This window comes from Microbulbifer sp. (genome assembly GCF_036563125.1).
Classification (GTDB): Bacteria; Pseudomonadota; Gammaproteobacteria; order Pseudomonadales; family Cellvibrionaceae; genus Microbulbifer.
On record NZ_DATCMV010000167.1, the window covers coordinates 1 to 18,432 of the forward strand.

Consider the following 18,432-nt stretch of genomic DNA (forward strand, 5'->3'; position numbering starts at 1 on the left):
CCGCGGTTCCCTCGGCCTGGAACTCACCGTGTTCGGAATTCAGGGCCATGTGGCCTACCCGCACCTGGCGGAAAACCCGGTACACAAACTTGCGCCGGCGCTCGCGGAACTGGCGGCGGAAGAATGGGATCAGGGCAACGACTTTTTCCCGGCCACCAGCTTCCAGGTTTCCAATATCAACGGCGGCACCGGTGCCACCAATGTGATTCCCGGGGACGTGAAAGTCGTGTGCAACTGGCGCTTCTCCACCGAGACCACCGCCGAAGATCTGGAGCGCCGCGCGCGCGCCATTTTTGACAAGCACGGACTCAAGTACGAAGCCGACTTCAATCTTTCCGGCCAGCCTTTCCTTACCGCAGAAGGCCCGCTGGTAGAGTCCGCCCAGGCCGCGATCCGCAAGATTACCGGCCGCGAAACCGAACTCTCCACCGCCGGCGGCACCTCCGACGGTCGCTTTATCGCACCCACCGGCGCCCAAGTCGTGGAGCTCGGCCCGGTAAACGCTACCATCCACAAGGTGGATGAGTGCGTGAAAGCCGAGGATTTGGATCTGGTGAAAGATATGTACCGGGAAATCCTTACCGCTCTGCTAGCAAAGTAAATTTCTCAGATATGTGATGCACATCACACCCTCGCCGATCTACCTCAACTTCAATAGATAAAGGGCCGGCGGGGGCTTCCCCTTACGCCTACGCGGACTCGCAGTACCTCGCCTCCAGAAAGGAATAAATCGCAGAACATGGAGTTTTTATGCGTTTGGCAACCCAATTTTTAGCCCGTTTAATCCTACTCATCCCGACAGCTCTGATTCTGCCGTCTTATGCCGCACCACTACCGTTAGATGACTTGATTCGCCCCCCAGAGGTGCATCAGGTGAAGCTTTCCCCCAATGGGTCGCACATCGCAGTTCTGCGTATGCATGAAGGAGAGCGCGTACTGGTATTCATGAGTATTTCCCCACTAAAAGTTACAGGCTCGCTGCGCCTCCGCGGGAAAGAAGAAGTCGGTGGATTTTTTTGGGCCAATGACGAACGAGTTATTGTAAGTACAATCAACAGCCAAGTGGCAGCCGACGCACCTGTTAATTATGGATCATGGTTCGCTGTCAACGCCGATGGCTCGAAGGGCGAGAATATCCTCGCTTTTTCCGGCGGAATGCAGCTAGGCACGCGAATCAAAAGGCGGGCTGGATATGTCCACGCCGAAATCATTGATCCACTAGTAGACAATGAAAAAGAAATTTTGATTTCCACTTATACGTGGGCACGGGATCGGGCATCCCGAGGCGATGTATATCGCGTGAACATATATACCGGAGTTCGCCAATCAATTTCGGATTTGCCAGTACCCGGCGGGCGCGCATATACCGATGAGCGCGGTGAACTGATATTTGCCAATGGCACTAATCGCAACAACGATTATGAACTCTATACCAAGACGGACAGAGGCTGGGAGCAAGTCACCCACCCGATTCTGCGCAATGCTACACCGGTGGGCTACGACCATGATCGCAAACTTTCCTATCTGGTTTTAAACACGCCAGACCAGACTCAAACTCTGATCAGCTGGGACTCGAAAAACCAGAAGCTAGAAAAAATAATACAGAACGACATCGTGGACATCAGCAGTGTCATTAAACATCCACGAACCAGCAAACCAATCGGGGTTCATTTAAATCCAGATTACCCCACGGTGGAATTTTTTGACGAAGGTGATGGATTTGCACCGCTGTATCGTGGCATGAAAAAAGCATTCGAGGGCTCCAACATCCACTTCACCAGTTTCAGTAGAGACGGAAAGAAAGGCTTACTAGAAGTTTCCGGTGACCGCATGCCTGGTGACTTTTTCCTGGTGGATTTGGAAACGAAGAAAGTCGATTTCCTGCTTTCGTCCGCAGATTGGTTGCAACCCGATGATCTAAATCCTATGCATGCAGGGCACTTCGTATCTTCAGATGGACTGCGCATCAGCACTTACCTCACCTTCCCCAAAGGCACCGAAAAAACCGGTAAGTTGCCGATGGTAGTCATACCTCACAGCGCCCCCCAAGCGCGGGATTTCTGGGGCTACTCCACCGAAGCGCAGATCCTTTCGCAGAACGGATACCTGGTTCTACAGGTAAATTTCCGCGGATCCACCGGTTACGGCGATCGCTTTTACGATGCCGGAAAAAACCAATGGGGCGACAATGTCCAGCGAGATATCGCTGAGGGGGTGCAATGGGCCATAGATCAGGGATATGCCGATGCTGACCGCGTGTGTATCTACGGCGCTAGCTTTGGCGGCTATTCGGCACTGATGAATCCCATCCGCAATCCGGATCTTTACAAGTGTGCAGCGGTCTATGGGGGCGTATATGATCTGGAACTCCTGTACCCAGGGGGCCATGTTCACCACGGGGGGCAAGGCACAAACTATTTGAGCCCCTCAATTGATCTGGACAAAGAAGAGATGCGGGCCAACTCCCCACTTCAACTTTACGATCAATTGGATTTACCTATGTTTATCATCCATGGGCGAGAGGACGAATCGGCACCCGTAGTACACGCCGAGACAATACTGGGAGAGCTGAAAAAAAATGGCAAACCCGCTCAATCACTGATTTTAGATCATGAAGGGCACGTTTTTCACAACATCGAAAATCGTCGTCTACTTTACGCCCAGCTCCTGGACTATCTCGATACTCACATTGGTGCAGGCGCGGCCAAGAGCGAGCCAACAACCCTTAATCATTAATCCTTAATCCTTTTAAGTGTTTGCTGGCATCACGAACGCCGAGGCTCGACCGAGGAAGGGATCAAACCAGCAATAAAAAACGCGGCTTCGAGCCGCGTTTTTTATTGCCATGTAACCCGGTGCAGAATCAGTGCAGCCTGCCGTGACGTGTTGTCGTGGAGGGTGGCTCGTGCACGTCGTAGCCGTGCGCCATCACAAAATAGTACAGCACCTGTTCTTCGCCATCCGCCTCAGCCATCAGGTCGAAGATCACTTCCTCTTTATCGCCCGGCGTAATTCGCACAGAGCTGACCAAATCGGGTTCGACGAACACTTCACCGACCAGACGCTTGCCCTTTACCAGCTGCACCAGCAGCGTGTTGGGATTTTCGTGGGTGAAGCGCCAGAAAAAATCGTCATCGTCATAGAGGATCGAATCCGGCGTGCCCGCGCGCAGGATGCAGTTGCAGTGCTCCGTTAGCCAGGTCCAGAAATCCTGTAATGAAAGCGTATTGGGACGGGTCATGGCGCCATCAATCCTCAATCACCGCAACACTGCTCGCGCCGCCTTCGAGTCCGAACTCTTCGGCAATCTGCTCGCACCAGTCGTTGAGGCGCGCACAGGTCAGTTCTTCCTGCTGGTCCTCGTCGATGGCGAGGCCGACAAAAATATTCTGCCCCGGCACCTGGGCCTTGGAAGCCTCAAATTCGTAACCCGAGGTGGGCCAGTGACCGACGATCGTGGCACCGCTGGCGACGATAACATCGTGCAGCATACCCATGGCATCGAGGAAGTAATCGCCGTAGCCGAACTGATCACCGAGACCGTACAGCGCCACGGTTTTACCAGTGAAGTCGATTTCCTTGATGTCTTCCCAGAAGTCTTCCCAGTCGGACTGGATCTGGCCGAAATCCCAGGTGGGAATACCGAAAATCAGCTGATCGTAGCCCTCAATTTCGAGCTGGGTTACATCGGCGATATCGTGCAGGTCTACCCGATCCTCGCCCAGGCGGGCAACGATGCGGTGGGCAATGCCTTCGGTGTTGCCTTCGTCACTTCCGTAAAACAGACCGATCTTGCTCACACTTTCTCCTCAACTGCCCGGGGGTTTCTGCTCCGGAGCTCTCTAAAACGGGTCCGGAGGTGGCCCGGGGGCGGGCATTTTCCCAACAATAGGCATGTACAGCAAGGCGCGGAATGCGCAAGTCGCAGATATCCCGGCACAGATAAAAAAGCCCCTGTAGATACAGGGGCATTAAGGGATGGTCAGCCGGTCGTTGGGGTAAGGCTCGGGTTAGCCACCGGCAGGCCAAGGAATGCGGACCAGAGAGGGGGACGAGCGGTCAGCACCGGGTACTGACCGGATAGACGCGATCACTCTGCGCTCTGCTTGTCCTTCCAGCGCTGCATGCGCTTCTCGTGACGCGCTTCGCGCTTGGCCTTGAGCTCTTCCAGCTTGGTTTTCTGTTCCGGTGTAAGGATCGATTCAAACTGCAGGCGCTGCTCGTGCATACGCTGCATTTTTTTCACTTCGAGCTGACCGAGCTTTGTGCCCAAGCTGTCCAGGGTCGCCTGATCGGCACCGGACTCAATGGCTTCACGCAGCTGCTGGTGCACTTCACGCATCGCCTGGCGATCCGCCTTGCGGGTCTCCTTCTCGGCCTCGCGATTGGCTTTCAGCTGGGCCAGCTGACCTTCGGTGAGATCCAGCTCATCCGCCAGGTGCTCATACATACGCTCTTTGTCAAAACCGCCCATGTGATGCCCGCGAGGACCGTGGTCGCCGTCGGCAAAGGCCATGACCATACCGGAGGTGGCGAGCGCGCTGCCGATGATCAGGCTGCCTGCAAGTGCTTTCCATTTGTTCATAACATTCATCCTCTAGTGATGCTTTGTGGGTTTAGCGCCAGGCGATCGCTGTGTCTGCCTGTAAGTTGCTATCTGTGTTTTCCGATTCGGTAGGTGCATAGTAGGCTCGTGCACTGTAAATAGGGGCTAAGTGCGGTAAACATTTGTTAAGAACGGTAAAACACGCAAAACCTTCCCCCTTTGCTCGCTCGCCATGCGCATATAATCCCATCACACCGAACGCTACGAATGGATGACGGAGGCCCCATGAGCCATATCCTGCTGGTCGACGACGATACCGAACTCACCGAACTGCTGGAGGAATTCCTGCGCGGTGAGGGTTTTGACGTAACCGTCGCCAACGACGGCGGCCGCGGCCTGGAGCTCGCTCGCAGCCAGCCGTTCGACGCTCTGGTCCTGGACGTGATGCTGCCAATCCACAACGGCTTTGATGTACTGCGCAAGCTGCGGGAGGACGCCGCCAACCCCGGGCACTCGCTGCCGGTAGTGATGCTGACAGCCAAGGGCGACACGGTTGACCGAATCGTCGGCCTGGAAATGGGCGCCGACGATTATCTTCCCAAGCCCTGTAACCCGCGGGAACTGGCGGCGCGGCTGCGGGCGATACTGCGTCGCGGTCGCACCGAGAAGGGCGCAACAGAAGACACCCTCAGCAGCGGCCAGCTGCGTCTGCTGCCCCGGGAATACCAGTGTTTCTGGGGAAACCAGGGCGTAAATTTGACCGGGGCGGAATTTTCCGTATTGAAGGTATTGGTAGAGCACGCCGGAGAGGTGGTCAGCAAGGAAGTACTGACGGAGCAGGCACTCGGGCGCAAACTCATGCCCTATGATCGCTCCATCGACGTGCACGTCAGCAACATTCGCAAGAAGCTGGCAGAACAGGGAGCCAGCCGCGAACTGATCATCAATATCCGCGGCGCCGGATATATGCTCACCAGCGCTCAGGGCTGACCCCATGAGCAGTCTTTTCGGGAGGGTTTTCCTGGGCGCCTGGCTCACTGCGGTGGTGATGGTGCTGGCCGCGGTGTACATCACTCATATCAGGGAATTTGGTGATCCCAGCAAAAAAGATCGCTGGGAAGGGCCGGAGTTGTTCGGCGAGATTAGCCACAACCTGCGTATCGCCCGTCGCAGCGGTTCCGATCACTTCACCCACTGGCTGGAGCGCCAGCCGGAAAAGGTGCAGCAGCGCATCTACGCCATAGACAGTTATGGCATGGAGATACTCGGGCGCCCTATCCCCCAGGCCATGGCGCCCATGTTCGCATCCCTCAACTTCCGCAACCGCGAAACGCCCGGGATGGTAGATAAAAAACCCAGCATCGGTTTTTTTGTACCACTGCGCGGTGGCGAGAACCTGCGGGTGGTGTTTATTGCCGGCAAGAGCAAGAGCGAACTGCTGCTGCGCTTTATCCTGCGCAGCTTCTGGCCCATTCTGGTACTCACCACTCTGGCTTCCGGCCTCGCCTGTTACCTGCTCGCCCGCTACCTGAGCAAGCCACTGGACAATCTGCGCACCGCAACCAGGCGGGTGGCCGCAGGTGACCTCAGCTACCGGATATCCCCTACTATCGGCGGCCACAGCCGTGAACTGGGCGAGCTGGCTGCGGACTTCGACTCAATGACCGCGCAGCTGCAGGAATCCATGGCGGAACAGCGCCGCCTGATCAAGGATGTGTCCCACGAACTGCGCTCACCGCTGGCGCGACTGCAGGTGGCACTCGGTATTGCTCGACAAAAGAATGTACAGGCGCTCGATCCCGAGCTGGACAAGATCGGCAAGGCCGCGGATTACCTCGAAGACATCATTGGCGACATATTGTCGCTTCCGGTAAGCGGTAGCGATGGGCGCGCGCTGGACGATGTAGTGGAGATCAATGGCCTACTTACCGCGCTGACCGACGACCTGAAGGACGAGGCCGCGCAAAAGCAGGTGCGCTTCAATGTACACAGCGACGACCATGAGCTGTTGGTAGCCACCCGCGGCAGTTCGCTCACCGCGGCACTGGAAAATATCCTGCGCAACGCGATCAAGTACAGTCCGGTGGCCGGACACATAGCGGTCGCCGTGAGCCGGCAGGGTGAGCGTTGCGAGGTACAGGTTACCGACAGCGGTAACGGTGTGCCGGAGACAGAGCTCGAAGCGATTTTCCGTCCCTTTTACCGCACCGACGAGGCGCGAAGTCGCGAAAGCGGCGGCTTCGGACTCGGCCTCGCCATCGCCCAGCGCACCATGGCACAGCACAACGGCAGCATCCGCGCGTTCAATGCCGCCAATGCCGGCCTTACGGTATGTGTCACCCTGCCATTGCTGGATACCAGTTTCTGAGCTTGTCGGACTTTTTTTTCCACTATGTACTCTGCTGGCGAACCAACATGCCAACAAGTACACTCGATAGCGATGTAAAACCCGGCGCCGGAGCTGCCCGCACAGTTCCGGCCCGCCTGCCCACATGCCAAGGTATCGACCTGGCCCCGTCGCAGGCAAACCGACACAAACGGGTCATTGCAAAGGGGAAAATGCGCCATGCGCTGGTTACTGTACATTCTGGTTTTTCTTGCGCTGCTGGTACTCGCCGGCTTTCTGTTTCCGCGGGTCGCCACCACTGAGCGCAGCGTATATATCGCCGAGCCACCGCAAGTGGTCTTCCCTCATCTGAACAACTTCCGCAACTTCAACCAGTGGTCCCCCTGGTACCAGTTAGACCCTCAGGCCGAGTACACGTACGAGGGCTTCCCCGAGGGCAATGGCGCGGTGATGAAGTGGCACAGCGATGACCCCAGTGTGGGCACTGGTTCCCAGACCATCACCGCCAGCGAACCCTACTCCCACATCGCCATGGATCTGGACTTCGGCGCCCAGGGCAAGGCGAAATCCGAGTTCAAGCTGCAATCCCAGGGCAGTGGCACCAACGTGACCTGGTCCTTTTCCTCTGAAATGGGCGGCAGTCCCGTCGCCCGCTGGATGGGGCTGCTGGTGGAAAAAATGGTGGGCAAGTCCTACGAAGAAGGGCTGCAGAAGTTAAAGACTGTGGTGGAATCGCAAGACGAGCCGGCAGACTCAACCTCCCCCACCAGCGAAGAGGCGGTACCAGCGGGCCCCAGCGCCATCGAGCCTGAGGAGATAGATCCGGGAATGGAAAACGAGATCCTCGAGGAGGATGAGATCGAGGAGCCGGATACGGACGGGGATGCACTGGAAGAGTTCGAGAAAGAAGAGCTGCCCTGAGCGCCGAAACAGACCCGCAATAAACACCCTAAACAGAAAAGGCAGCCGAAGCTGCCTTTTCTGTTTTCCGGAAGTGGCTTCACGCCGCTTACTTGCGCGATCCCGGTCCCTGGCGCGAGCGCCCGCTGGAGCTACGGGTACTGCCATTTTTCGCTGGTGTGCCACCTTTTGCGGGCCCTTTTTTAACCGGAGCGCCCTTGTGCGCAGCACCTTTTGCCGTTGCGCCTTTTGCCGGACTTTTCGCCGCTACACTTTTGCCCGCCGCCCCGGCAGCGGCTGCGGGCTTCAGCGGTGCACGGCTGGGCGCGGCAGTCGGCGCCTTGCGCAGTTTGCGCCGCTGGCGCTGCAGGTTCTCTTTTTCCGCCTGGGTCAGCGGACGCTGGCCCAGCTTCGGCAATCCGGCAGTGATGCACAGATCGTCGATTTCCTTCGGTTCCATTTCGATCCACTGGCCCACACGCACGTGGGAGGGAATGAACACGCTGCCATAGCGCACGCGTTTCAGGCGGCTTACGCGCACCCCCTGGGACTCCCACAGGCGGCGCACCTCGCGGTTGCGCCCCTCCATCACCACGCAGTAGAACCAGCGGTTGCTGCCTTCGCCACCACTCTCCACGATATCCGTGAAACGGGCCTCACCGTCGTCCAGCATCACTCCTTTCACCAAGCGTCTCTTCATCTCGTCGTCCACCTGGCCCTGGATACGTACCAGGTACTCGCGGTCGATCACCGAAGACGGGTGCATCAATTTGTTGGCCAGTTCACCGCTGTTAGTAAACAGCAGCAGGCCACTGGTGTTGAAGTCCAGTCGGCCGACAGAAATCCAGCGCCCACTGCCGAGCCGCGGCAGGCGGTCGTACACAGTGGGGCGACCTTCCGGGTCGTGACGGGAACAGATTTCACCAATGGGTTTGTTGTAAAGGATGACCCGCAGGCGGTTTTCGTCACCACCTGCAATACGTTTGCCGTCGAACTCTACGCGATCGTCGTCGGTTACCCGCTCGCCCAGCCCGGCCACTTCACCATTGACGGTGACTCGACCTGCTTCGATGGCCCGCTCCATTTCACGGCGCGAACCGAGGCCCGCCCGGGCCAGTACTTTTTGCAGTTTTTCGCCCGCTGGCGCTGCGTCTTGACTCATGAATTGAGATTTTCCGGGGATTTGTTGTCTTCTTCATCCAGCGCTTCAGGCTCTGGCAGCGCTTCTGGCTCTGGATGGTCGGGGGTTGCCGGCGCCGCAGCACCGGTCTCCGGGTCGATATCACCCCAATCGCTTTGCGGTTCAGCGTCTTCTGCGCTATCCACAGTTTCCGGGGCTTCAGTTTCTTCAGCGTAGCTTTCCGCCGCTGTATCGACCTCTGCTTCTATTTCAGTCTCTGCCAGTTCTGTATCTAGTGGTTCCTTTTCTGATCCCGTTTCCGGCTCACTTTCAGTTTCCAGCTCACTTTCGCTTGCGGCCAGCGCATCCACGTCTACCGGAGCGCCGTCCTCAGCAGACGCGGCTTCCGCCTCATCGTTGTGACTACCGGTCGGTTCGATACCAAGATCCAAGGCCGCGGTCAGGCTTTCGATATCGCGAATTTCCGCCAGGGTGGGCAGGTCATCCAGACTCTTCAGGTTGAAATAGTCCAGGAATTCGCGGGTGGTGGCGTAGAGCGACGGTTTGCCGGGCACGTCTCGCTGCCCCACCACCTTGATCCAGCCGCGATCGGCGAGGCTGCGTACGATCTGGGAGCTGACCGCAACGCCGCGGATTTCCTCGATATCCCCACGGGTAATCGGCTGGCGATAAGCGATGATGGCCAGGGTCTCCAGGGTCGCACGGGAATACCTCTGCGGCTTTTCCTCCCACAGTTTGTTGACCCAGGGCGCCAGATCTTCCGGCACCTGGAAACGCCAGCCACTGGCGACCTGACGCAGTTCGAAGCCGCGCCCTTCACAGTTCTGGCCAATCTGCTCCAGCACTTCGCGCAGCTGTGCGCGTTCTGGCTGTTCCTCTTCCTCGAACAGCGCGAGCAGACGATCTTCCGACAGCGGCTGGGCCGCCGCCAGCAGCGCGCCTTCCACGATCCGGCAGAGTAATTCCGGGGCAATGCTCATGGTCTGGTGTTCACTCGCTATCAGCTAAACAGCGACGGCGTTGGCGCCGCCTCTTCTTCAGTTTCGTATTCAGTGGTTTCTTGTGGTGTTGCCTCAGCACTGCCCTCCGGGGGCTCGAAGGCATCGGCGCCACTTATCACCGGCAATTCACCGCCTTCTTCGTCTTCGAGATCGCCTTCGACATCAACAGGGTCGCTGCTTTCAAAGGCACCCTCATCGACGAGGCTTGCATCGTCCGTAAAGTCACCGTCGTCGGCAAATTCACGGTCGTCGGTAATATCACCGTCGTCGGATGGCCGCTGGACCTCACCACGGGAGCGCACATGAATGGCCCCGAAGGCCTCGTTCTGCACCAGCTCCACCAGGGATTCTTTCACCAGCTCCATCACCGCCAGGAACGTCACCACCACGCCCAGACGGCCCTCTTCGGCGCGAAACAGGGCGACGAAAGGCACAAACTGACGGTGGCGGATCTTGTCCAGAACCTGAGTCATACGCTCCCGGGTGGAGAGTTTTTCCCGCTCCACCTGGTGGCTTTCGAACATGTCGGCGCGGCGCAGCACATCGGACAGGGCCAGCAGCACCTCTTTCAGGTCCACTTCCGGCTCCGGTCGGGTGAGCTTGCGATCCGGACCGGTGGCGCTGGCCTGATGGATATCGCGGCCCATACGCGGCAGCTCGTCCATGTCCTCCGCTGCGGTCTTGAAGCGCTCGTACTCCTGCAGGCGGCGAATCAGCGCGGCACGGGGGTCTTCCCCCTCCTCTTCCTCCGCTTCCGGCGGGCGCGGCAGCAACATGCGCGACTTGATCTCCGCCAGCATGGCGGCCATCACCAGATATTCCGCCGCGAGCTCAAAGCGCATGGAGGTCATCATCTCCACGTAGGACATGTACTGGCGGGTGATGTCCGCCACGTTGATCTCGAGGATGTCGAGATTCTGGCGGCGGATCAGGTACAACAGCAGGTCCAGTGGGCCCTCAAAGGCTTCTAGAATGACCTCGAGCGCGTCCGGCGGGATATACAGGTCACTGGGCAGGTCGGTAAACGCCTTGCCCGCGACCATGGCAAAGGGCATCTCACCCTGGCGGGGGCCGGCAGCCGCCTCGGCGCCAGCAACCGGCTCATCCGCATCTCCGGCAGCCGCGGGCTCCTCGTCGAGCAGTTCCACCGTGTAGGTAACGTTCACCGCAGGCGCTGCGTCCGAAACGGCCACAGCCGCTGCAGATTTCTCCGCATCGACTTCGCCGGTCGCGACAGCGATCGTTTCTTCTATGTCGTCACTGGACACACTGCAGTCCTAAGCCAAAACCAAACGGGCGATTATACATCAGCGTCAGCCGAGAATTTCATCAATTGCACCACAGCCCTGACGCACCAGTACCGGCTCGTCGCCGGTCAGGTCCACCACCGTGGTGGCCTCAAGGCCACAGAAGCCGCCGTCGATAACCAGCTCAACCTGATGCTCCAGGGTGTCGCGGATATCGTAGGGGTCGGTGAGCGGCTGGTCGTCGCCGGGCATGATCAGGCTACAGCTCATCAGTGGCTCGCCGATGGCACTGATCAGCGCCTGCACGATGGCGTTGTCCGGCACCCGCAGGCCGATGGTCTTGCGCTTGGCGTGCGCCAGGCGCCGCGGCACTTCCGAGGTGGCGGGCATGATAAAGGTGTAGGGGCCCGGGGTGTGGTTCTTCAACAGGCGGAACATCTGGTTGTCCACCTTGGCGTAATTGGCAAGCTCCGACAGGTCCCGGCACATCAGCGTAAAGTTGTGGTCTTTGTCCAGCTGACGCAGGGCGCGAATGCGCTCCACGGCCACTTTTTCCCCCAGGCGACAGCCGATGGCGTACGCGGAGTCCGTAGGAAAAACGATCACACCGCCCGAAGAAACGATTTCCGCAGCCTGATTGATCAGACGCGCCTGCGGATTATCCGGATGAATCTGGAAAAACTGCGCCATTCCTACCCCCTGAGACAGAAAATTCATTGATCTTGTGTGGCGCCAGTTTGCCACAGATTCCACACCGGCTCGACGCCCGCCGGCAGGCGCACGCAACCCAGTGCACGCCAGGGCTGGTCCGGCTGGTGAAAGTCGCTGCCGAGGGAGGCCAACAGTTGCCCACCGGGATCCCGGGCCTCGCCGACCCGCTCCAGCAGCGCGAGGATTTCCCGTGTCTGCACCGGGTTCTGCTGTCCGCACACTACTTCCACCGCATCGCCGCCCACATCCTGGAATTCGCTTAGTAGGGACTGCAAGCGGATACGGGTGAGACCGTACTTGAGGGGGTGAGCCAGCACCGCGGCACCGCCGGCGGCGTGGATACTGGCGACGGTGTCGGCCATATCTGGCCAGGCTACTGTCACATCGCCGATCTTGCCGGCACCGAGATAGCGCTTGAACGCCTTGGCTTCATCCGGCAAATGCCCGGCCTCCACCAGCCAGCGCGCAAAATGGGGGCGACCGATAACGCCGTCTCCCGCGTGCTGTCTGGCTCCTTCCAAGGCACCGGCAAAGCCGCGCTTTTCCATCCGCGCGGCGATCTCCATAGCGCGCGCATGGCGCAACCTGTCGCGCTCCTCAATGGCATCTTCGATGGCGGCGGACGCTGGATCTATATTGAGCCCGACGATGTGCACCACACGCCGCCCCCAGCAGGCGGTGAGTTCGATACCCGGCAGCAGGGTTACACCCTCTTTCTCTGCGGCGACCTGCGCTTCCGCGAAGCCCGCAACGGTGTCGTGATCGGTGAGCGCCAACAGCGTCACACCTGCAGATTTCGCCCTCGACACCAGCGCTTCAGGGCTTAAAATACCGTCAGACGCGGTGCTGTGGCAGTGCAGGTCTACCTGACCAGTTACTGTCTCATCGGTCAGCTGGAGTCGCGAGTGCGCCATTTCAGAGTCCATACTCAGAATTCATTGTTGGTTGCCCGAAGATTCGAAAACCGCGTTCTGGAAAGTGCGTATTAAGTGGAACATTTCCCCTGTTTCCGGCCCTGTTTTGCCAAGACAGCACCCGGCGATAATCTAGTGGGAACTGTCGTGAAAAACCGCTGTCGTAGGTTCGATATTACGATTTCGACAGGCTATTGTTGCGCACCGGACCGGCTCACCGGTTTCAGGGATAACGCCCCGCGAACGGGGAACCACTATCGCCACTGACAGCTGTACCGTCAGCCAGCGGGCATTATCACCGGAACAGACAATGACTGATACCAAGCAAAGCCATACCAGCCAGTCGGAGCAGACTCCGGTGGTCGCGGCAGGCACCGACAACACAGAGACCAGCCCGCAGAAAGAGAGCCTGCTGGCCAATCTGCTGCTCAACATCCTTATTCCCACGGTGATCCTGACCAAACTGTCCGGGGACAACTGGCTCGGCACCAAGTGGGCTATCGTGGTCGCACTGGCATTTCCGCTGCTCTACGGCCTGCGCGACCTGCAGCGCTCCGGCAAGGTGAACTTTTTCTCCGCCCTCGGCATCCTCAGCATCCTGCTGACCGGTGGCATGAGCCTGCTGGAACTCGAAGCCAAATACATCGCCATCAAGGAAGCGGCTATTCCGGGCATGCTCGGCATCGCCACTATCGCCAGTCTCTACACCCGCTGGCCGCTGGTGCGCACCCTGGTCTACAACGATCGCATTCTCGACACTCGCAAGATTGCCCACAGCCTCGCAGCCCGCGGCACCGAAACCGCGTTTGATCGCACCCTGCTGCAGGCATCATGGATGATTTCCGGGTCTTTTTTCCTGTCTTCGGCACTGAATTACATCCTCGCGGAAGTACTGCTGAAAAGCCCGCCGGGCACCGAGGCCTTCAATGAGGAACTGGGTAAAATGACCGCCCTCAGTTTTCCGGTAATCGCCCTGCCCGCCACCATCATTCTAATGCTGGTGCTGGTATTCCTGTTTCGTCGCATCGGCAAACTGACCGGGCTGACACTGGAAGAAATCCTGGTGCAGCAGTAACCGCGCCTTCCATCGTTGAATTCATAAAAACAGAACACAGGAAACAGAATCCGCCTATGTGGTATGCCATCATCAGCCAAGACGTTGACAACAGTCTGCCCCTGCGCCAGTCCGCCCGCCCGCAACATATCGCGCGCCTGAACGACCTCAAGGACCAGGGCCGCCTGCTGATCGCCGGTCCACACCCGGCCATCGACAGTGAAGACCCCGGCGAGGCGGGGTTTACCGGCAGTCTGGTAGTGGCGGATTTCGCGTCACTGGAGGACGCCAAAGCGTGGGCGGACGCCGACCCCTATGTGGCGGCAGGCGTTTACGCCGCGGTTACGGTCAAACCCTACAAACTGGTTTTGCCCTGAGCCAAAAGCGTTGAACCAAAGGTGATGCGGTACTACCGCCAATTGCCTACCGATTTACCGACACGATAACTATTATCCGTACCGATTTATCCCAGACCATGAACAAACTCTGCAACACCTTCGCCGCGGCCCTGATCGCGCTCGGCGCCAGTCACACCCAAGCCATCAGTTCCGACCGCTACATCACTGACGAACTGCACGTACCCATGCGCTCGGGTCAGGGCAATGAATTCCGCATTCTGCACAGCGGACTGCCGAGCGGCACCAAGCTGACCCTGCTGGAAGACTCTCCAGATACCGGTTGGGCCAGGGTGCGCACGCCCGGCGGAGAAGAAGGCTGGGTGCGTCGCCAGTATCTCGAGAGCGAACCGGTGGCGAAAATCAAATTGGCCCAGGCGGAAGCTCGTCTGCAACATGTCGAGAGCCTGCAGGGCGATCTAGGTGGCGAAGTGCGCCGCCTGGAAGATGCCAACAACAAATTGACCACCGATCTGCAAGCTACTCAGGAGCGTGCCGACACCCTGGCGCGGGAACTGAAAGAGCTGAAATCCCTGTCCGCAGACGCCGTGGCCCTCAACCAGCGGCACCAGAAGCTGCTCAATCAGCACGAACTGCTGAAGCAGCAGCAGACCATGGACAAGGCGGAAATCCAGCGCCTGGCCAGCAGCGAAACCCGCAAGTGGTATATGTACGGCGCGCTCTCGGTACTGATGGGCGCGTTCCTGGCTATGATTGCGCCGCACTTCCGCCCGCGCAAGCGGAACTCCGAGTGGGCCAACTGAATCCCACCCCTGTGTTTCCGTCCCCATGAGCAGCGGTTAGAATCCCAAAACCGGCTCACTAGGCCCGGTCAGCGACCGGGCCTTTTTGTTTTGGCGGCCACACGTTCAAAAAATCTGTAAAAAAATAGTTATACAGGGATTACCGATATGAAACGCCTGTCGATGCTCCAATCACTCGCCGCCTCACTGCTGCTCTGTCTGTCAGGATTCGCCTCAGCCCTCAGCGAAAATCCCCGGGTGGTACTGGAAACCGATCTCGGCAATGTGGAGCTGGTGCTGTACGCCGACAAGGCGCCGAAGACCGTGGAGAATTTCCTCGCCTACATCGACAGCGGCTTCTACAACGGCACCATCTTCCATCGCGTCATTCCAGGCTTTATGGCCCAGGGCGGCGGCTACACCTTCGACTTTCAGGAAAAGCCCACGCTCGAACCGGTGGTGAACGAGTCGACTAACGGCCTCTCCAACGCGCGCGGCACCATCTCCATGGCGCGCACCAATGACCCGGACAGCGCCACCTCCCAGTTTTTTATCAATCTGGTGGACAACAGCCGCCTCGACGGCAGCACCGAAAAACCTGGCTACACCGTATTTGGCAAGGTACTGCTGGGCATGAGTGTGGTGCAGCAGATCGCCGCCGAACCCCGCGGCCAATACGCGAGCTTCCCCGACGCCCCCAACACCCCAGTGCGTATACTGAAAGCCAGACGGGTTGACAGCGGCAGCGATGCCGCCGGCAGCGCCAACAGTGAAACCGACAGCACCGGAGGCAACGGCCAGTGATTGCTCTCAGCGTCAATCTCAACAAGATCGCCCTGATCCGCAATTCCCGCGAAGGCAACTACCCGGATGTAGTCGCCCACGGTCGCACCTGCCTCGACGCGGGCGCCCACGGTATCACCGTGCATCCACGCCCGGACCAGCGGCATATCCGTCCACAGGACGTGCGCGATCTCGCCGCCCTGTGCGCCAGCCGCAAGGTCGAATTCAATGTCGAGGGCAACCCCTTTGCAGGCGTCATGGGTAGCTATCCGGGATTGCTGCCACTGGTGCTGGAAACCCGCCCGCAACAGTGCACCCTGGTACCCGATAGCGACGACCAGCTCACCTCCGATCACGGCTTTGACCTGACCCGCGACGGTGCCCGTCTCGAACCCATCATTCGCCAGCTGCGCGACGCGGGTATTCGCGTCAGCCTGTTTATGGACCCGGATAAAACCCAGATTGGCCTCGCCAAAGAGGTGGGCGCGGATCGCATCGAGCTCTACACCGGGCCCTACGCCGAGGCGGTGAGCAGGCAGAGCCCGGAACTGGAAAGCATTTTCGCAACCCACTGCGCCGCCGCTGAGCACGCCCTGTACCTGGGGCTCGGTGTGAATGCCGGACATGACCTGAACCTGATCAACCTGCCCCGCTACCGCACCCTGCCCGGCCTGCAGGAAGTCTCCATCGGCCACGCACTGACCGTCGACGCCATCAGTATGGGTATGGCCAATGCGGTGGCGGCCTACGTCAACTGCCTGGCGGGCAAGTAATTGCAGGCGCCGGAAATTCCCACGCTGAATATCATTGGTGCCGGCCATCTCGGCCGCACCCTGGCGCACCTGTGGCACCAGCGCGGGGTGTTTGCCATCGGCGGCATCTGCAACCGCAGCGTCGAGAGCAGTGCTGCGGCACGAGAGTTTATCGGCGCCGGTACCGCAGTAGCGGAGCTCGATGGCATGCCACCGGCGGACCTCTGGCTGATCGCTGTGCCCGATGACCAGATTGCCAGTACTGCGCAAAAACTTGCACCGCATCTGCCAGCGGACAGAGAGGTACTGGTATTCCACTGTAGCGGCGCCCTGCCCGCCAGTGCGCTTGCCTGCTGCACTCACGCAACCGTTGCAAGCGCGCACCCGGTGCACAGCTTTGCCGACCCGCAGCGTTCACTGGAGGGATTGCCGGGTGCAACTGTGGCTCTTGAAGGGGACATTGGCGGAATCCAGCGGCTGGAAGATGCTTTCCGCGCCCTGGATTGCCGCTGTATTTCCCTGAGCCCGGAACAGAAGGTGCTGTATCACGCCGGCTCGGTGATGGCTTGTAACTACCTCACCGTATTGCTGGACCTCAGTTTGCAGACGTTCGCCGCCGCCGGCATCGACGGCGCAACCGCAAAACAACTGCTGACTCCCATCGTGTTGCAGACCGCCAACAACAATTTTGCCCTCGGTCCCGATCGCGCCCTCACCGGCCCGCTGGTACGCGGTGATGTCGATACCGTAACGCGCCAGCTTCGGGCCCTGGAAAAGCTGGCACAAACAAAGCCCGATACCGCGGCACTGGCCGAGACCTATCGCATCCTCGCAAAGGCGGCACTGCCGCTGGCAAAACGGGCCGGACTGAGCGACACTGCGCGCCGCCGGATGTCCGACCTCCTCACCGCTAATCCCGACGACAAAGTATCGTGACCGACTCCCCCGAATACCTGAAAAAACGCGCATTCTTCGACAGCCTGCTCACCATTTACGGGCGCAAACCGGTGCTTGAAGCGCTGGAAGACGGCAGCCTGCCGGTGCACAAGCTGCATCTCGCGGACAGCAATCGCAAGGATCAGCTGATCAGCCGTATCGAGCAGCTGGCCGCGGAACGGCAGATTGAAATCGCGCACTGCGACAGGAAGGCATTATCACGTATTTCCAAAAATGCCAAGCAGGATCAGGGTGTAGCGCTGGATCTGGCACTGCCCAAATACGGCGATGCGGAAACCTTCCTCAAGGAAAACCGCAAACAGCACTTTGAATTACTGGCCCTGGACGGCATCACCAACCCACAGAACCTGGGCATGATCATTCGCTCCGCCTGTGCCGGTGGTATCGACGGCCTGATCCTGCCGCGCAAGGGTTGCGCGCAGATCGACCCGCTGGTGATCAAGGCCAGTGTCGGCACCCTGTTTAAAACCAGGATTCTGCGCTGCGACCAGCTGGCGCCGGTGCTGAAAAAATTCTCGGAACAGGGCGCGCGCGTCTGCGCCCTCTCCTCACATGCCAGCGATACGCTCCGCACCATCGACGACCGGGAGCCAACCATTTTCGTGCTCGGCAATGAAACCCACGGCGTGAGCCCCGCGGTAGAAAACGCCTGCACCCATCGTCTGCGCATCCCGATGCAAAATGGTGTTGAAAGCCTCAACGTCGCTATTACCGCCGCACTGATCAGTTTTCGACACCAGTACTGACACCCTGCGCTGGCAGAAATCCCGCCGCCGAACCGCCTCTCTCGCGACAAACTCCGCAACAAAAAAATTCACGCGCCATTAATTGTATTTTTCGGCGCGTAACCGCTGGAAAAGTCGCCGAGATCAACTAATAAGTAACGGGTATAACAACGGATTTTCCAATCCGGTCATGAAAGTTGTGCGTAAGTACCAACT

Annotated in this window: 18 protein-coding genes and 2 pseudogenes; 12 read left to right on the forward strand and 8 right to left on the reverse strand. The window is 58.9% G+C overall.

The window, feature by feature from the left end:
- Both VIL80_RS14065 and VIL80_RS14070 read left to right on the forward strand, forming a co-directional pair.
- The coding region (locus VIL80_RS14065; RefSeq protein WP_332036725.1) for a M20/M25/M40 family metallo-hydrolase at window positions 1–601 on the forward strand (601 nt) is incomplete at its 5' end.
- 149 nt (window positions 602–750) lie between these two features.
- Complete coding sequence (locus VIL80_RS14070; RefSeq protein WP_332036726.1) at window positions 751–2,736, forward strand: alpha/beta hydrolase family protein; 1,986 nt, start codon at window positions 751–753, stop codon at window positions 2,734–2,736.
- Between the two features lie 127 nt (window positions 2,737–2,863).
- Here VIL80_RS14070 and VIL80_RS14075 read toward each other — a convergent pair whose 3' ends face one another.
- The 3 genes from VIL80_RS14075 to VIL80_RS14085 all read right to left on the reverse strand — a co-directional run bounded on the left by VIL80_RS14075 (window position 2,864) and on the right by VIL80_RS14085 (window position 4,585).
- A complete protein-coding gene (locus VIL80_RS14075; protein ID WP_332036727.1) occupies window positions 2,864–3,241 on the reverse strand; it encodes a hypothetical protein in 378 nt (125 codons plus the stop codon).
- Window positions 3,242–3,248: 7 nt separating this feature from the next.
- Window positions 3,249–3,800 (reverse strand): flavodoxin, encoded by a 552-nt coding sequence (locus tag VIL80_RS14080; RefSeq protein ID WP_332036728.1) that lies wholly within the window; start codon window positions 3,798–3,800, stop codon window positions 3,249–3,251.
- A 290-nt stretch (window positions 3,801–4,090) separates the two neighbouring features.
- Window positions 4,091–4,585 carry a Spy/CpxP family protein refolding chaperone gene (locus VIL80_RS14085; RefSeq protein WP_332036729.1) on the reverse strand — a complete coding sequence of 165 codons (495 nt, stop codon included), beginning with the start codon at window positions 4,583–4,585 and terminating at the stop codon, window positions 4,091–4,093.
- Window positions 4,586–4,831: 246 nt separating this feature from the next.
- Between VIL80_RS14085 and VIL80_RS14090 the strand changes: the two genes are divergently transcribed.
- The 3 genes from VIL80_RS14090 to VIL80_RS14100 all read left to right on the forward strand — a co-directional run bounded on the left by VIL80_RS14090 (window position 4,832) and on the right by VIL80_RS14100 (window position 7,814).
- Complete coding sequence (locus VIL80_RS14090; RefSeq protein ID WP_332036730.1) at window positions 4,832–5,536, forward strand: response regulator; 705 nt, start codon at window positions 4,832–4,834, stop codon at window positions 5,534–5,536.
- A 4-nt stretch (window positions 5,537–5,540) separates the two neighbouring features.
- Window positions 5,541–6,914 (forward strand): ATP-binding protein, encoded by a 1,374-nt coding sequence (locus VIL80_RS14095; RefSeq protein WP_332036731.1) that lies wholly within the window; start codon window positions 5,541–5,543, stop codon window positions 6,912–6,914.
- Between the two features lie 198 nt (window positions 6,915–7,112).
- Window positions 7,113–7,814: an SRPBCC family protein gene (locus tag VIL80_RS14100; protein ID WP_332036732.1), complete on the forward strand. Its 702-nt coding sequence runs from the start codon at window positions 7,113–7,115 to the stop codon at window positions 7,812–7,814.
- A 295-nt stretch (window positions 7,815–8,109) separates the two neighbouring features.
- Here VIL80_RS14100 and rluB read toward each other — a convergent pair.
- The 5 genes and pseudogenes from rluB to VIL80_RS14125 all read right to left on the reverse strand — a co-directional run.
- Window positions 8,110–8,955 (reverse strand): annotated as a pseudogene (rluB, locus tag VIL80_RS14105) (23S rRNA pseudouridine(2605) synthase RluB); the annotation flags it as partial.
- Window positions 8,952–9,914, reverse strand: a complete 963-nt coding sequence (scpB, locus tag VIL80_RS14110) for an SMC-Scp complex subunit ScpB (RefSeq protein ID WP_332036733.1) — start codon at window positions 9,912–9,914, stop codon at window positions 8,952–8,954. The gene scpB and the pseudogene rluB, both read right to left, overlap by 4 nt.
- A 305-nt stretch (window positions 9,915–10,219) precedes the next feature.
- Window positions 10,220–11,083: pseudogene (locus tag VIL80_RS14115) on the reverse strand (segregation and condensation protein A); the annotation flags it as partial.
- A gap of 165 nt (window positions 11,084–11,248) precedes the next feature.
- A complete protein-coding gene (locus VIL80_RS14120) occupies window positions 11,249–11,872 on the reverse strand; it encodes an L-threonylcarbamoyladenylate synthase (protein WP_332036734.1) in 624 nt (207 codons plus the stop codon).
- A gap of 23 nt (window positions 11,873–11,895) precedes the next feature.
- Window positions 11,896–12,807: a PHP domain-containing protein gene (locus tag VIL80_RS14125; protein WP_332036735.1), complete on the reverse strand. Its 912-nt coding sequence runs from the start codon at window positions 12,805–12,807 to the stop codon at window positions 11,896–11,898.
- Between the two features lie 310 nt (window positions 12,808–13,117).
- Here VIL80_RS14125 and VIL80_RS14130 point away from each other — a divergent pair, with 310 nt between their 5' ends.
- From VIL80_RS14130 to VIL80_RS14160, 7 genes are all read left to right on the forward strand, one after another.
- Entirely contained in the window at window positions 13,118–13,882 is a 765-nt protein-coding gene (locus VIL80_RS14130; RefSeq protein ID WP_332036736.1) for a VC0807 family protein, read from the forward strand.
- 56 nt (window positions 13,883–13,938) lie between these two features.
- Entirely contained in the window at window positions 13,939–14,238 is a 300-nt protein-coding gene (locus VIL80_RS14135; protein WP_332036737.1) for a YciI family protein, read from the forward strand.
- A gap of 98 nt (window positions 14,239–14,336) precedes the next feature.
- Window positions 14,337–15,020, forward strand: coding sequence for a TIGR04211 family SH3 domain-containing protein (locus tag VIL80_RS14140; protein ID WP_332036738.1), 684 nt, complete (start codon window positions 14,337–14,339; stop codon window positions 15,018–15,020).
- Between the two features lie 147 nt (window positions 15,021–15,167).
- Entirely contained in the window at window positions 15,168–15,803 is a 636-nt protein-coding gene (locus VIL80_RS14145; RefSeq protein WP_414684567.1) for a peptidylprolyl isomerase, read from the forward strand.
- Complete coding sequence (locus VIL80_RS14150) at window positions 15,800–16,555, forward strand: pyridoxine 5'-phosphate synthase (protein ID WP_332036739.1); 756 nt, start codon at window positions 15,800–15,802, stop codon at window positions 16,553–16,555. The genes VIL80_RS14145 and VIL80_RS14150 overlap by 4 nt, the downstream gene beginning before the upstream one ends.
- Window positions 16,556–17,470 (forward strand): Rossmann-like and DUF2520 domain-containing protein, encoded by a 915-nt coding sequence (locus VIL80_RS14155; protein ID WP_332036740.1) that lies wholly within the window; start codon window positions 16,556–16,558, stop codon window positions 17,468–17,470.
- Window positions 17,467–18,237 carry a TrmH family RNA methyltransferase gene (locus tag VIL80_RS14160; RefSeq protein WP_332036741.1) on the forward strand — a complete coding sequence of 257 codons (771 nt, stop codon included), beginning with the start codon at window positions 17,467–17,469 and terminating at the stop codon, window positions 18,235–18,237. Before VIL80_RS14155 ends, VIL80_RS14160 begins: the two co-directional genes overlap by 4 nt.
- The last annotated feature ends 195 nt before the right edge of the window (window positions 18,238–18,432 follow it).